Here is a 14834-nt window from a genome sequence, read left to right as displayed (position 1 = left end):
CTTAAGCATTGATGAGGTTAAGTGTCACATCAATATTTCCGCTTGTAGCTTTACTGTACGGACATACTTGATGCGCTTTTTCTACCAATGATTGCGCTAATTCTTTTTCAACGCCAGGTAATTCAACATCCATTATAACACCTAATTTAAAACCGTTGTCTTCAGGATCGCTATAAAGTGACACTGTTGCAGAAACTTTACTTTCCGCAGTTATTTTTGAGCGTTGTAATACTAATTCCAAGGCACTGTTAAAACATGCACTGTAACCAGCTGCGAATAATTGTTCCGGGTTTGTACCAGAACCGCCATCGCCACCAAGTTCAGTTGGTGCAGAAATATCATAATAAAAAACATTATCTGGTGAAGAAACTTCACCTTTACGTCCACCTGTATTAATTACCGTCGTTTCAAATAATTTTTTCATCGTTGTTACCTCCGATTAAGTTTTTCACAATTAAGTTGTGTACAATATAATTTACCATACTTTTTAAAACGTGTCATTTTTTTTGCTCAAAACAATCTATTACTCCAAAAAAACCCACAGTTTATCACTGTGGGTTCAGATTGTTGACAAAGTCTTGAAAACTTCTTTTTTCGTTGAACATGATTTAAGCAACTTTGATTCCAATATGAGAAGGCTGAATAGAAATGCTGTGATCGTAGGAACAACGAGTAAGTGACGAACTGGAACAGCGTTTATCTTCAGTTGCACCCCACAGTTTATCGCTGTAGGTTGCAGTATCTATAATTAGACTACGGACTCTCTACCATACCAATCATTGGGTCAATTGAATGAATATTTTCAGGTGTTAAAATATATTCTCCTGCTTCATTCACCGGTTCTAACTCTGCAGTTGTGCGAGTAAGTCGTTCAAATAAAGATGTTTGTCGTGCAACATCTGATTGCCTCACTGTCGCTTGCGCAAAGGCATCTTCTTCGCCACACATAATTAAAAATTGCCGACTTCTAGTCATCGCTGTGTATAAAATATCACGGCGTAACATTCGATAATAACTTTTTAATAACGGTAAAATAACAATTGGGAATTCAGATCCTTGTGCTTTATGCACAGAGCAACAATAGGCATGCGTAATTTGGTTCAAATCACCGCGTAAGTATGTCACTTCTGTTTGATCAAATTCAATGACAAGCGTATCTTGTTTTTCGACGGTTTCCTTCGCATAGATAATTGATACAATTGTTCCCATATCACCATTAAAAACGTTACTCTCAGGCTGATTAACAAGTTGCAGCACTTTATCACCCACACGATAAATCACATCGCCATAGGTTATTTCTTTCCGCTTACCCTCAGGGTTAGGATTTAAAATTTCCTGCAGCTCTTCATTCATTTTATTAATTCCAGCAGGACCACGATACATCGGGATCAACACTTGAATATCCTTAGAAGTAAAACCTTTTTTCACGGCATTTTTAACCACTTGCCCCACTACTTCTGACAACTGTTGTGTATTACAACGGAAAAACGAACGATCTGACTGATTTTCAGTAAAATCAGCAGGCAAAACGCCATCTTTTACATGGTGAGCCAATTCAATAATCGATGAGCCTTCTGCTTGTCGATAAATTTCTGTTAGCGAAATTGTTGGAATGACTTCTGATTTTAAAATATCTTTTAAAAACTGACCCGGCCCTACTGATGGCAACTGGTCTTTATCACCGACAAAAATAACCTGCATATTAGTTGGCACAGCTCGCAACAGTTGGTTTGCTAGCCAAATATCAACCATACTTGTTTCATCGATAATAAGCAATTGTCCTTCAATATCACGATCAACATCTTCAGACTTATTTTCTTGACCTGTCATCCCCAATAAACGATGAATTGTCATCGCAGGTAGATTAGTCGATTCACTCATACGTTTTGCTGCTCGTCCCGTGGGTGCTGCCAAAACGACAGGGAATGTTTTTCCATCTTTATATTCACTTGGATCTAGACTAACGCCATTTAATTCAGCAAACAATTCAACAATCCCTTTAATAACAGTTGTTTTACCTGTACCTGGTCCACCTGTTAAAATCATTGTTGACGAATTTAAAGCTGTTTCAATCGCATCACTTTGAGACGGTGCATAGGTTACATTAATACGTTCTTCCAATTCACCAAGCGCTTTTAAAAACTCTGACTTCGGAAAAGTTGTACGCTTCGCCTGTGCTTTTTCAAGTCGCATTAAATGATGTGCGACACCTTTTTCGGCATGATACAACGATGGTAAATAGATGCGTGTCTCTTCTTGCACAAGCTCATTATTTTGTAATAGTTCTTGCAATGCGTCACTAATTTCATTTTCCGCAATGACAGAAGAGCCATTACTACTTAATAATAAACGCTTTGTAGCTAATACCGTTTCATCATATTCCATATAAACATGACCGTTTTGCATACTTTCCGAATCAACCGTAAACATCAGTGCTGCACTTAAACGAGAAGGATGATTACCACCCATACCAATTTTTTGGCCCAGTTCATCCGCACGATTAAAGCCGATACCTGTGACATCATGAATCAATTGATACGGATTTTCATTAATAACTTCCATCGTTTTTTGTTGGTATGTTTGAAAAATACGCATCGCTAATTGGGGACCAAATCCCATTTCATTAAGTTTAATCATCACCAATTCAATGCCTTCATTTTCTTGAAGTGTTTTGGCTAATGATTCTTTTAATTTTGTTGTTAATTTTGGGACTTGATCTAACACAGTTGGATCTTGTAAAATCCGTGAAATGGCATCGTTACCTAGTATATCGACAATTCGTTCAGCAGTCTTTTTACCGACACCTTTGAACATTTCTCCAGATAAATAAGTAGAAACACCCGCCTTAGTAGCAGGCATTTCTTTTCTGAAAGTTGTGACCTGAAACTGTCGTCCATACTTTGGATGTTCTGATACCGTTCCTTCTAAATGATAACGGTCTTCTTGTGAAAGTTCTGGTAGATAACCGGTGATGACAATTTCACGGTCATCCCATTCGACATTACTTTCTTTCACTTCCATACGCAACACAGAAAACAAGTTAGTGGCATTATGAAAGATGGTGGTGACCACATTGCCTTTAACATACGGTGGTATATTTTCACCCTCTGATGTGTTCATTGTATCCGTCATCTTCCTCCACCTCCTTGTTTATTATTTTTCGTAAGCTGTAATTGCATCTAACGCACTTAACGCCATTTCATGTTCCGGTTGTAATGTGACAACTTTTTCAAACAGCGGTTTAATGATTGTTGAATCTTCACCATTCATCAGACGAGCTGTACCTAAATAATAAAGAGCATCTGCATGCGTGTCATCCATCGCCAACACTTGGTTAAAAGCATTAATTGCTTCGTCAAATAGTGATAATTGTGCTAATACTAATGCATATTGGAACCACGCTTCAATATCATCGGGATTTTTTTCAGTTGCTGTTAAAAGATAAGGCATTGCTAATTTAGCTTCACCTTGATTCAACAATGAAATACCTAACATAAAGTAAACATCCGCTTCATCCAGTCCTTTTTCAAGTGCCATTTGAAATTTTTGTGCGGCCTTAGTATATTCTTGGGCTTGGTAATACAAGTTCCCATAGCTATAATAAACCGTTGGTACATTTGAATCGATTTCAATCGCACGATCATAAAAACGTGCCGCGCGTTCTACATCTCCCATTGATAATAAAACATTCCCAAAGTTAATATATGCGACTACATCTGTAGGTACCTTTTCAATTTGTTCAGTTAAAACCTTCACTGCTTCTTCTACTTCACCTTTTTGCATATGTTCTAACGCTTGTGCATTTAAATCAGTCATTGTCCCGCTCCTCTTCTTAATATCTTCATTAGACCATTTTACCATATATTCCGCTTTTTAAAACCATTGACCTCTGTAAAAACAGCTTTTATCACAATAAAAAAATTTGTTTGAAGGAATTAATTATAACTGCTCATTATTTAGGTGATTTTAGTGATTAAGGGACGCTACTCAACCAAGCCAAAACTTCTGAAATTTCAAAAACACTATCCTGACAAAATACGTCAAAATAGTGTTTTCTCCAATTTATTCATTTTCAAACGGGCTTGAAAATACTTTCACTTATCTCTAATTATAACACCTATTCTCTCGATTAATTTCAGAACAAATAAAAAACATTAGACCTGAAATTTAAATTTTAAATATTATTGTCTTTGATGTTTCCTTCTGTCTCCAGAACTCCAAGCTTACTTTATCAAAACTTCATAAACGTTAAAAAAATCACTAGACCTGAAATTTAATTTTAAATAGAATAGTCTCCAGAAAACTAAGCTGACTTTATCAAAATTTCATAAACACATAAAAAAATCACTAGACCTGAAAATCAAATTGGAGTATAGACATGGAGCAGTCTATAACAATTTAATTTCCTTAGCCTAATGAGTGATATTTTTAGTATTTCAATTGGGATAAAATAAAGCGAGCTTAACTTTCTTTCAACAATCAGTCTATCCTAATTGAATTTTCTAATCTAACGAGTGACTTTTTTCACATTCCAATTTAGATAAAGTAGAATGAGCTTGTCGTTCTTTCAATTCTAGTCTAACGAATATTTTTTAGTTTTCCAATTTCTCAGAGAATAAACGAGGTGTTTCCACTTTCACTTTTCTCCAGTTATAACACCTATTCTCTCGATTAATTTCAGAACAAATAAAAAACATTAGACCTGAAATTTAAATGGTAAAGTCGACATGGATCAGTCGACCCTCATTTAAGATTTCTAGTCTAACGAATATTTTTTAGTTTTCCAATTTCTCAGAGAATAAACGAGGTGTTTCCACTTTCACTTATCCGAGGTATGTGATTATTTCTCCATCACGGTAAATACGGTCAATTGTTGCGCCGCCAAGGCATTCGTCTCCGTCGTATAACACAACTGATTGTCCTGGTGTTACAGCGCGTGCTGTGTCTTTAAAGGTTACTTTAATTTCATCTTCATTAACTTCAACTGTTACTGGAACGTCTGCTTGGCGGTAACGGAATTTCGCTGTGCAATCAAATGTTCCTGTTTTTGGTGTTGATGATGTCCAACTTACTTGATTCGCAATCAAAGCTGTAGAGGTCATTGCTGGGTGATCAAATCCTTGTTCTACAAACAGTGTATTACTTTCAACATCTTTTCCAACTACAAACCAGGGTTCACCTTCGCCACCAATTCCTAAGCCTTGACGTTGGCCGATTGTATAGTACATTAAACCATCGTGTTTACCCATTACTTTTCCATCAAGCGTAGACATGTTACCTGGTTGAGCTGGTAAATATTCGCTTAAAAATTCTTTAAAATTACGTTCTCCAATAAAACAAATACCTGTACTGTCCTTTTTCTTAGCTGTTGCTAAATCTGCTGCTTCTGCTAATCGACGCACTTCTGGTTTTTCAATTTCCCCTAATGGGAACATTACTTTTTGCAATTGTGCTTGCGATAATTGATTCAAGAAATAGGTTTGGTCTTTATTTTGATCTTGCCCACGTAACATTTTCACTTCGCCATTTTCATCGCGAACGGCACGTGCATAATGACCTGTTGCAACATAATCTGCTCCAAGATTTTCTGCATGTTCCAAGAATGCTTTGAACTTGATTTCTTTATTACACATAACGTCCGGGTTAGGTGTGCGTCCCAACTTATACTCTGCTAAAAAGTATGTGAAAACTTTATCCCAATACTCTTTTTCAAAGTTAACGGCATAATAAGGAATCCCTATTTGGTTCGCTACTTTACGTACATCTTCATAATCTTCAGTTGCTGTACAAACACCAAATTCATCTGTATCATCCCAGTTTTTCATAAAGACACCAATAACATCATAACCTTGTTCTTTTAACATAAGTGCGGTAACGGATGAATCCACGCCGCCTGACATACCAACAACTACTCGTGTATTGGCATTATCGTTTTTAGTCATTTTTTTCCACTCCTCTTATTTTACAATGCGTTGATAAATACGTACTGTTTCATCAGCTACATAAGTGATATCTTCTTTTGTTAAACCTGCACCAAAACTAAATCGCAGACTTTCTTTCAATACAGGTGTATCTTCCCCATACATCGCCACTAACACATGCGAGGGTTCAATACTACCTGCCATACATGCCGAACCACTTGATACAGCAACACCTGCCATATCTAAGTTTACTAAAAATGCTTCAACTGAGGCGCCAATAAAATGAATGTTTAAGATATGGCTAAGACTGTTGTCAATCGTTCCATTAATCTCATATTTAACACCTGCAATATCCAATGCACTTATAATAATCTGTTTGAATTTTTCGTAACTATCACGCTTATCAGCACGTGTTTCTTCTGCTAACTCAACTGCTTTAGCATAGCCTACAATTGCCGGTAAGTTTTCAGTTCCAGCACGTCGCTTACGCTCCTGATCGCCACCAAACATCGTATAATTTAACCGTATTTGTGATCGTACATATAAAAAACCGATACCGTGAGGACCATTTAATTTATGCGCACTTGTTGAGAGCAAGTCAACTTTGAGTTCATCAACATTTAGTTTCTCTAAACCATAAGCTTGCACGGCATCTGTATGAAAGTAGGACGGGTGTGTTTCCAACATTAATCCAATCGCTTGAATTGGCTGTCGACTCCCAACCTCATTGTTTCCATACATAATCGATACCAAGATTGTATCTGGACGTAAAGCTTCTTGTAAATCATTAAGTGAAATTTCACCATTTTTAGAAACAGGTAAGTAGGTTATTTCAAAACCATCTTTTTCCAACGCCTGTGCAGTTTTCAATATAGCTGAATGTTCTATCGCTGTTGTAATGATATGTTTTCCTTCTGATTGTCTCGCATAGGCTGTTCCTAACAACGCTAAGTTATCACTTTCTGTACCGCCACTCGTGAAAACAATCTCACTTTCTTTCGCGTGGATTGATGCTGCCAATACAGCACGAGCGGTATCTAAGGCATATCGCGCTTCGCGTCCGTAACGGTGTACACTGCTCGGATTACCGCTGATAGATAACATATTGTCAACCATTGCTGACATAACTTCGGGATCAATTGGCGATGTAGCCGCATGATCGATATATAACTGTTTCACTCGAAAGCATCTCCTCTATTTTAAAGCCGTTCTTTTAAACCATATTTATTGATTTTAGAAAAAAATACGCTAAAAAGCAAATTTGCTGTTTATCTTTTTTTTATCTGCTTTTTCAGTTAACTTCATTTGATTATTCAAAAAAAAAATGCTATATTAGGGTCATAAAGAAATCCTGATGTGTACGTTAGAGTACCTATTTATTTTGACCGAACATGTTTGTTACGGGAGACGCAACAAACATTGAGAACAAAAGCCTTTTCATGAGGACTTGTAATCAATGGTGAGGGTCACCCACCTGCTATAAGTGCGGGTACAAAATTTAGGGAAAATCGACGGCGCGATCGGGATTCTTTTTTTATTTTTTATTTTTTTCAATTAAAACATACATATCAGCCAAAGCATTTTCAAACTTACCAGAACGTTTAGGTGAGTAGTACTGCTTATTTTTTATGTTATTTGGTAAATATTGTTGGTCTACCCAGTAACCAGGAAACTGCTTTGTGGGAAAATCATGTGGGTATTGATAACCGATTGCACGGCCTAATTTTTCAGCACCACTATAATGACCGTCTTTGAGATGATCTGGAATCTCTCCACTGACACCCTTACGAATGTCACTTAAAACACCGTCAATTGCAAGATAAGCTGAATTTGATTTAGGTGCCAATGCTAATTCAATTACTGCATTAGCTAGTGGAATTCGCGCTTCTGGAAATCCAATTTTTTCAGCAGTCTGTACTGCTGCCAAAACGTGAACACCGACTTGAGGGTTCGCTAACCCAATATCTTCATAAGCCATCACTAAAATACGGCGGCTAATACTAAAAAGATCACCTGCCTCAATTAAACGTCCTAAATAATGTAAAGACGCGTCAACATCACTGCCTCGGATTGATTTTTGTAAAGCACTTAACACATCATAATGCCCATCACCATCTTTATCCATCGCAAGACTTTTACGTTGTAAACAAACTTCAGCTGTTTTTACATCAATCAAAACGACGCCTTCATCATTTGCTGGCGTTGAAATAACGGCTAACTCTAAGCCATTTAAAGCACCACGAACATCGCCGTTACTACTCACTGCAAAATGCTCTAACGCTTCTTTTGTTACCTTTGGTTTATAACTTGCTAAACCACGTTCCTCATCAGTGAGCGCTCGATTTAATGCTATTAAAATATCTGAGACTACTAACGGCTTCAATTCAAAAATTTGCGCACGGCTACGAATCGCTGGGTTAATTGCAATATAAGGGTTGCTGGTTGTTGCGCCTATCAAAATAATACGACCGCTTTCCAAATGCGGCAATAAAAAATCTTGCTTGGTTTTATCAAGACGATGAACCTCATCTAACAATAAAATCACATGCCCACTCATACGTGCTTCAGCTACAACAATTTCTAAGTCTTTTTTATTGTTTGTAACAGCGTTCAATTTTCGAAACGAATACTTTGTACTCCCGGCAATTGCATTTGCAATCGACGTCTTACCAATCCCTGGTGGGCCATATAAAATCATGGAGGTCAGACGTTTAGCTCGTACCATTCTTTCAATGATTTCACCTTCTGCTACTAAATGACTTTGACCGATGATTTCGCTCAGGTCAGTTGGTCGCATACGATAAGCTAACGGTGCATCCATCCCCATTTTGTTCAACTCCTTAACTTCTAATTGTAAACATTATCCAATGTCATATTCTTCCATTTTATCACATATTACAGCAAGCTTCCTTTTTAGAGGTTATCTAAGATTTATTGTATAGTTAATGATTGCTTGACCTCACAATATTTATGTTATAATTTTAGATAGATACAATATTGTGTAGGAGGTTATTTTTTTGAAAATATCAACAAAAGGACGTTATGGTTTAACTATTGTCATTGAATTGGCAAAACGCACCGGACAAGGTCCTACTTCGTTAAAGACGATTGCAAAAACACACGACTTAAGTGAGCATTATCTTGAACAACTTATTTCACCCTTACGAAATGCTGGAATCGTACGTTCGGTTCGTGGTGCCTATGGTGGTTATATACTTGCACAGGAGCCTTCTGAAATTACTGCCGGCGATGTGATTCGTTTGTTGGAAGGGCCAATATCTCTCGTTGAGGGTATGGAAAATGAAGAACCTGCTAAACGTGATTTATGGGGACGTATCCGCGATGCTGTGAAAGACGTACTTGATTCAACGACAATTGAGGATCTTGCTAACTATAAAGAAACTGAAGGTCCTGCAGGGTACATGTTCTATATTTAGCGAGAAAGGACGATAACTATGACGTCTACTTTTACTTATTTTTGGTTTGCACTAATTGGCATATATGCCCTTGCGCTTTTACTAACGGCATTGCAGCTTAAATTTTTACAAAACCGTTTTTTACTGCTGATGCCTGCTGTATTTGTCATAACCAGTTTGATTTTCTTGGCTTTATCTATTTTCCAAAGTAGTTTCAACAACTTTTTATATGGACAATTAGGATCAATGTTTTTTGGGGCTGCTCTTTTCAGTATCTTATTAGTAATGATTGCTTCAGACATTTTTGACAAGAATAAAAAATGAGTGGTCTAACAGCTCACTAGTTATCCTTTGTCTTTTACACAATACCTCTATATAATAAAGGGTGAACGTATAAGTAAAGAATGAGCTATGCCTTCTTCGACTGGAGTGATACATTATGAAACGATTTCCGATTGTAACGATTGTTTTCGTTATACTCATTGGTGCTTTTTTCCTTTTCCAACAATTTAGTTCAAAGCGTGTTGATTTAACATTTGTCATGCTTGTACAAGAAAAGGATACAACAAAACAAATTTCAGGACTAATTGAAGGTGCTGGAAGTGAACATTTCGTTTTTAGTGTTGATAAAAAAACATGGGATGCTATAAAAATCAATCGTCGCTACGAAGTAGAAGTTTCTTACAAAGAAAAACATATTCTTTCTGATAAGAAACGTGCGCGATTACAAGGTCCTTTTTGGTCAAACGAAAGTAATGGAAACATCCTTGTAAATGATGTGAAAATTCAAAAAATCGCCCTAATTAAATAATGAAAAAATCATGGGATATAATCGCCATGATTTTTTTTTGCTGCTGCTGCTAATATCGTAGCGGATTTATCCGCTTTACGAGAGTAGTATGGGACGCAGCGACAGCGAGTACCAATCATTATGTTAATGTCTTAAGAGTACCATTCCTTCAAGTCCGAGTACCATTCCATGTACCATCCCTTTATATTACTAACTATGAGTAACACTATAAGAGGAATCATCCATTTAAGATGGACAATTCCTCTTAATTTACGTAACTCAAAAACACTTCAACTGATGCACAATATTTCAATGATTTTCTTGGTGAGTGATTTCTTTTTGAAGCAACACAGATTTTGGAAAGTTATTTTCTAAAATAGATTCTGTTTTATCGAATAGTATGATGTCATCATTTTCCAAGAAGTATGTTTTACTCGAAGAAACTATTCTTTTTATATTAATCCATATATCACTGTAAGTCCATTTTCTATTACTCGTAAGAAAAGCAACTCTGTCAGGTTCTATCGCGGATATATTTGCTATCGCTAATAATGTATTTTCATTCAAAACACCGTCTTATTTTTTTATAGCTCTTCTAATAAATACAAACGCTACAACTAGAAACACTAACGAAAAAGAAAGTAATACCAAAATGTTCGGCAAAATACTTTGGAACCCTTGATTTCTTACTATTAGGTTTTGATATCCCTCTAACGCCCAAGATTGAGGTACAAACTTTGCTATTTTTTGCATAAAGTCAGGCATAACCGTTAAAGGTACCATTGTTCCACCTATAGCAGCTGATGTTAAAACGATAAATAATGATACGCCTGTAACTTGTGAATCTGTTTTAGCGATGGAGGAAATCAACATCCCTAAAGATGTACTACAAATAATCAATGCAACGCTAAGTATCCCCACAGAAATAGGAGAGCTCCCCAGACCCATACCGAAGGCAAAGTGACCAAACGAAAACAAAAGTGTCACTTGCAATAAACCAATTAGAAAGTTAGGGACATATTTACCCAAATATACTTCTGCCGTTGATATATTAGAAATCATGAGTCTATCCCAAGTCCCATTGTTTTTTTCTGATAAAAAGGATTTACCTGCCCACATAATAATAAAAAAAGCGAACATAACAGTGTATCCAGGTACGTTTTGTTGAAAAGTATCTGGTTCTACTATGCTAGAATTATTGGTTCGCGCTTCTTGTTTAATAACATTTTTTTTAAGAATACTATTCATTGAAGATTTGATTGATTCAGATAAACCTCCATCTACTAAATTATCAGTGTTACTAGCTAAATAACTCTGTGTGTCAAATCTATTCTCTAGCTCTTTAATCTTGCCATTCAAATAATTTCCAATGATTTTTTCTTGTGAAACACCATAGAGTTCAAGTTGAGATTCTAATTCAAACTGTTTGGATATACCTCTAATTGTCTGTTCAAAAATACCAACTGTTGATTTTTGCATAGAATCACTATAAATTTTCAATGTTATTGATCCATTTTTGGATAGTTCTTCAGAAAATGCTTTTGGTACAATTAAAAACATTGGATATTTACCTTTATCAATTTGCTTCTTGCCCTCTTTTTCACTGACTGTTTTTTTCAACATAATACCATCTATTTTTTGAAGCCTATTAATATATTTATCTGACATTTTAGTTTGATCTTAATCCAAGTAAACTATTTCTATCGGTGCATCTACACTTCCATATGTTGAACTAAGAGCGAGGCTCATTATTGTAATAAACATAATCGGTAAAAGGAGTAAGACCACAATTGCACTCGGATCTTTCAACATCAACTTGATATCTTTTTTTGCGATAGAGTACCACTTCATAAATTGCACCTCATTCTCTTAGTGTTTTGCCTGTTATTAACAAAAATAACGTTTCAAGATTTGGTTTGTGAAAGCTGAAATCTCTTATGACAATATCTTCATGCTTAAATAGTGACATTAGTTCTGCTGTAACTACTTGTAGTTCATCTTTTATTAACAAGGTATATTTCATATCATCGTACTTTACTAAATCAACTGCACTATAAGTATTTAATATCTCCAAGATTACATCTGCATTAGCATCAGCGAATACGACTTCTATCACACCATTATTTATTTGTTTTAATAACGTCGATAAATCGCCTTCTTTAATAATTTCACCCTCATCTAAAATATAAATATAATCACACATTTTTTCGACTTCTTCCATGTAGTGCGTAGTATAAATTATTGTTTTTTCTGCTTTTTTTAGTTCTTCAATTATTTCATAAATTTTGTTGCGTGATTGAGGATCAATACCGACTGTTGGTTCATCCATAAAGATAATTTCAGGGTTATGAATTAAGGCAGCTCCAATATTCACCCTACGCTTCATACCACCAGAATAGGTTTTAATTGTTTTTTTCGCTTTATCTTCTAACCCTATTTTTTGAATCATCTGTTTAACAGTTTGCTTTAAATCTTGTTCTTTATTGTTATAAAGCGAACCAAAAAAAGTTAGATTTTCATAAGCATTTAGTTCCATATACAGTGCCAAATCCTGTGGTACTAAACCTAAAATTTCTTTTTGTAAATTCGTATTACCATTATAAAGAACTTCACCATTATCAAATTGAGTTAAACCCATCAAAATTTTAATTAAAGTTGATTTACCGGCACCGTTTGGCCCAAGAACACCAATCATTTTTCCTTTTTCAAATGTCATTTTTGAAATATTCACCACGTGAGTGTCTGCATATTTTTTTTCAGATTTGTAATTTCAAGAACATTTCGTTTCAAAAATAACAACTCCTATCTTTGGCTATTTATTAGTTCTTTAATATTTAGGTCCACGTCATCACTGCGACATCCTAAATATCTACTCATATTAAAGTATATGAGTCCCTTCTTTTTATAACCGCCCACTTCATTTGGGTTATTATTCAACAAAACACCCATCAAATAATTGACGAATGGAGAGTATTTTTTCATACTTATTAATGTTTGGTGAAACTAAGTAATTCAGGGAAACTTTTCATTTCACCAAAGTATTTTCACTATATACAATAATCTCTAGCTTTGAATTATTTGTTTGAAATAATTCGTGTAGATAATCGATAATCCAAGGCTATAGCTATTCCTATACCAATTAAACGTAACATATAAAATCATCATCTTTTAAAACACATATAAGACCTTCCCTTTTTACATTAAAATTTTAAATATGACTGTATCTATAATACCATATTTTAATATTCAAAGAACTACAAATAACTATTTTGAAACAGACAAAAAACTATATATCTATATTTTCACTTTCTTTGAAAAACAAATGAATATTAAAGATTATTTAAAAAAACTATGTAACTCTGTTATCCTTGAAAAAAACTATATGACTAGGTATATTTAAATCGATAAATCACTTAATCAATATTTAAGATTAAGTAAATAACACTTCGATGTACTCCTATTTATAATTCAGACTCTACAATCTATAGTCTAGACGACATTTATAAATTTTCTTTAAAATAAAGTCGCTGAGCCGATCCAAAGGAGGAATTATAATAGTAACCATAATATAAGCCTTCTTAACATATCACCTTTCAATATATAAATTAAAATCAGTAAAAGTGCCGACAGTGAGATAAGATTTTTTTACAGATGCTAAAAATAATGAAATCATTGATATGCTTCCTAGTTAGTAGTAGATATCATCTCAAAGAATATGTTCTCAGTTATTCGCACCAAACAAAAGCTTCTGTAAAAACTGTCGTGAGAATTCTACTTGGCTTCAATAATAAAAATGTATCGTCATGATGTCAGCAAGATGAATGATTAAAGTAAACAGCTACAAAAAGATAGCTGCCTAAGTAACTTATTTTGCTGGATTTTGAATAGCAACACTATTTGAAACTGAGCAAAAAAAAGAGTAACACTCAATGAGCGTTACTCTCTTTTATTATGTTTAATCGCGACGACCTAAGTAGATAAGCAATAGACGTAATAGTTCCATTACTGCAACTGCTGCTGCTGCAACATAAGTCATTGCTGCTGCACTAAGTACTTTTCGTGCTTGAGGTTCTTCATCACTTTGCAATATGCCTGTTGAGACTAATTGATTCAACGCGCGGCTTGATGCATCAAACTCAACTGGTAATGTTACCAATTGGAAAAGAACACCTGCAGCCATCAAAGCAATACCAATTAACAAGAAACTGTTAAGCGCTGTAAAAATAATACCAATTAAAATGAACACATAAGCCATATTAGAACTTAAATTTGCTACGGGTACAAGTGCAGAACGTACACGCATAAAGTTATAATTTTGAGCATCTTGAATTGCATGTCCAACCTCATGAGCTGCTACGGCAGTTCCAGCAATTGTTGTTCCAAAATAATTATCTTCTGATAAAAAGACACCTTTTTTACTTGGATCGTAATGATCTGTTAAATGACCTTTAACAGCATGTATTGTTACGTCATACAAACCATTTTCGTCAAGTATACGACGTGCTACTTGTTCACCGGTCATTCCCGTGCGGTTTTGTACTTTTTGATATTTTGCATAAGTTGATTTCACTCTGAATTGTGCCCAGAGTGGAATAATCATAATAAACACAAAATAAATTAAATAAGCTCCCATATTTTCACTTCCCATTTGTTTTTAGTATTACCTTATATTTTACATACTTTGACCTTTATACGCAATCAATAAAG

13 protein-coding genes and 1 other RNA gene are annotated in these 14834 nt (G+C 35.1%); 4 read left to right on the top strand and 10 right to left on the bottom strand.

The genetic code is table 11. The annotated features are described in order from the left end of the window. Position 1 precedes the first annotated feature (1 nt). From V6S17_RS04315 to V6S17_RS04295, 5 genes are all read right to left on the bottom strand, one after another. Positions 2–424, bottom strand: a complete 423-nt coding sequence (locus V6S17_RS04315; RefSeq protein ID WP_029091221.1) for an organic hydroperoxide resistance protein — start codon at positions 422–424, stop codon at positions 2–4. A gap of 329 nt (positions 425–753) precedes the next feature. After that, positions 754–3132 carry an ATP-dependent RecD-like DNA helicase gene (locus V6S17_RS04310; RefSeq protein WP_029091220.1) on the bottom strand — a complete coding sequence of 793 codons (2379 nt, stop codon included), beginning with the start codon at positions 3130–3132 and terminating at the stop codon, positions 754–756. Between the two features lie 21 nt (positions 3133–3153). Next, the gene (locus V6S17_RS04305; RefSeq protein WP_029091219.1) at positions 3154–3816 is read right to left on the bottom strand and encodes a tetratricopeptide repeat protein; all 663 of its coding nucleotides are present in this window, start codon (positions 3814–3816) and stop codon (positions 3154–3156) included. 1007 nt (positions 3817–4823) lie between these two features. Then, positions 4824–5942, bottom strand: coding sequence for a tRNA 2-thiouridine(34) synthase MnmA (gene mnmA / locus V6S17_RS04300; protein WP_029091218.1), 1119 nt, complete (start codon positions 5940–5942; stop codon positions 4824–4826). A 15-nt stretch (positions 5943–5957) separates the two neighbouring features. Further along, positions 5958–7100 carry a cysteine desulfurase family protein gene (locus V6S17_RS04295; protein WP_029091217.1) on the bottom strand — a complete coding sequence of 381 codons (1143 nt, stop codon included), beginning with the start codon at positions 7098–7100 and terminating at the stop codon, positions 5958–5960. 166 nt (positions 7101–7266) lie between these two features. Here V6S17_RS04295 and ssrS point away from each other — a divergent pair. Next, a non-coding RNA gene (gene ssrS / locus V6S17_RS04290) (6S RNA) lies at positions 7267–7452 on the top strand. 3 nt (positions 7453–7455) lie between these two features. Here ssrS and V6S17_RS04285 read toward each other — a convergent pair. Continuing rightward, positions 7456–8742, bottom strand: coding sequence for a replication-associated recombination protein A (locus V6S17_RS04285; protein WP_154657731.1), 1287 nt, complete (start codon positions 8740–8742; stop codon positions 7456–7458). Positions 8743–8938: 196 nt separating this feature from the next. Here V6S17_RS04285 and cymR point away from each other — a divergent pair, with 196 nt between their 5' ends. From cymR to V6S17_RS04270, 3 genes are all read left to right on the top strand, one after another. Further along, positions 8939–9358: a cysteine metabolism transcriptional regulator CymR gene (gene cymR / locus V6S17_RS04280; protein WP_029091215.1), complete on the top strand. Its 420-nt coding sequence runs from the start codon at positions 8939–8941 to the stop codon at positions 9356–9358. A gap of 18 nt (positions 9359–9376) precedes the next feature. Next, on the top strand, positions 9377–9661 hold the full coding sequence (locus V6S17_RS04275; protein ID WP_029091214.1) for a hypothetical protein: 285 nt from the start codon (positions 9377–9379) through the stop codon (positions 9659–9661). Positions 9662–9776: 115 nt separating this feature from the next. After that, positions 9777–10148, top strand: a complete 372-nt coding sequence (locus V6S17_RS04270) for a hypothetical protein (RefSeq protein ID WP_029091213.1) — start codon at positions 9777–9779, stop codon at positions 10146–10148. Between the two features lie 555 nt (positions 10149–10703). Here V6S17_RS04270 and V6S17_RS04265 read toward each other — a convergent pair. From V6S17_RS04265 to V6S17_RS04250, 4 genes are all read right to left on the bottom strand, one after another. After that, on the bottom strand, positions 10704–11795 hold the full coding sequence (locus V6S17_RS04265) for an ABC transporter permease (RefSeq protein ID WP_051457355.1): 1092 nt from the start codon (positions 11793–11795) through the stop codon (positions 10704–10706). Positions 11796–11807: 12 nt separating this feature from the next. After that, positions 11808–11978 (bottom strand): hypothetical protein, encoded by a 171-nt coding sequence (locus tag V6S17_RS04260; protein ID WP_154657730.1) that lies wholly within the window; start codon positions 11976–11978, stop codon positions 11808–11810. Between the two features lie 10 nt (positions 11979–11988). Further along, positions 11989–12843: an ABC transporter ATP-binding protein gene (locus V6S17_RS04255; protein ID WP_080712889.1), complete on the bottom strand. Its 855-nt coding sequence runs from the start codon at positions 12841–12843 to the stop codon at positions 11989–11991. Positions 12844–14082: 1239 nt separating this feature from the next. After that, positions 14083–14760, bottom strand: a complete 678-nt coding sequence (locus V6S17_RS04250; RefSeq protein ID WP_029091211.1) for a zinc metallopeptidase — start codon at positions 14758–14760, stop codon at positions 14083–14085. Positions 14761–14834: the final 74 nt, after the last annotated feature.

Source organism: Brochothrix thermosphacta DSM 20171 = FSL F6-1036 (genome assembly GCF_036884295.1).
Classification (GTDB): Bacteria; Bacillota; Bacilli; order Lactobacillales; family Listeriaceae; genus Brochothrix; species Brochothrix thermosphacta.
Note: the sequence above shows the minus strand (reverse complement) of the source record. Positions and strands in the feature narration are given on the sequence as shown.

Excerpts from the sequence above, each read along its gene's own strand:
- V6S17_RS04285 (WP_154657731.1), bottom strand. The coding sequence starts at position 8,742 with ATGGATGCACCGTTAGCTTATCGTATGCGACCAACTGACCTGAGCGAA.
- V6S17_RS04255 (WP_080712889.1), bottom strand. The coding sequence starts at position 12,843 with ATGACATTTGAAAAAGGAAAAATGATTGGTGTTCTTGGGCCAAACGGT.
- V6S17_RS04305 (WP_029091219.1), bottom strand. The coding sequence starts at position 3,816 with ATGACTGATTTAAATGCACAAGCGTTAGAACATATGCAAAAAGGTGAA.
- V6S17_RS04265 (WP_051457355.1), bottom strand. The coding sequence starts at position 11,795 with ATGTCAGATAAATATATTAATAGGCTTCAAAAAATAGATGGTATTATG.
- V6S17_RS04270 (WP_029091213.1), top strand. The coding sequence starts at position 9,777 with ATGAAACGATTTCCGATTGTAACGATTGTTTTCGTTATACTCATTGGT.
- V6S17_RS04315 (WP_029091221.1), bottom strand. The coding sequence starts at position 424 with ATGAAAAAATTATTTGAAACGACGGTAATTAATACAGGTGGACGTAAA.
- V6S17_RS04250 (WP_029091211.1), bottom strand. The coding sequence starts at position 14,760 with ATGGGAGCTTATTTAATTTATTTTGTGTTTATTATGATTATTCCACTC.
- V6S17_RS04275 (WP_029091214.1), top strand. The coding sequence starts at position 9,377 with ATGACGTCTACTTTTACTTATTTTTGGTTTGCACTAATTGGCATATAT.
- V6S17_RS04310 (WP_029091220.1), bottom strand. The coding sequence starts at position 3,132 with ATGACGGATACAATGAACACATCAGAGGGTGAAAATATACCACCGTAT.
- V6S17_RS04260 (WP_154657730.1), bottom strand. The coding sequence starts at position 11,978 with ATGAAGTGGTACTCTATCGCAAAAAAAGATATCAAGTTGATGTTGAAA.
- mnmA (WP_029091218.1), bottom strand. The coding sequence starts at position 5,942 with ATGACTAAAAACGATAATGCCAATACACGAGTAGTTGTTGGTATGTCA.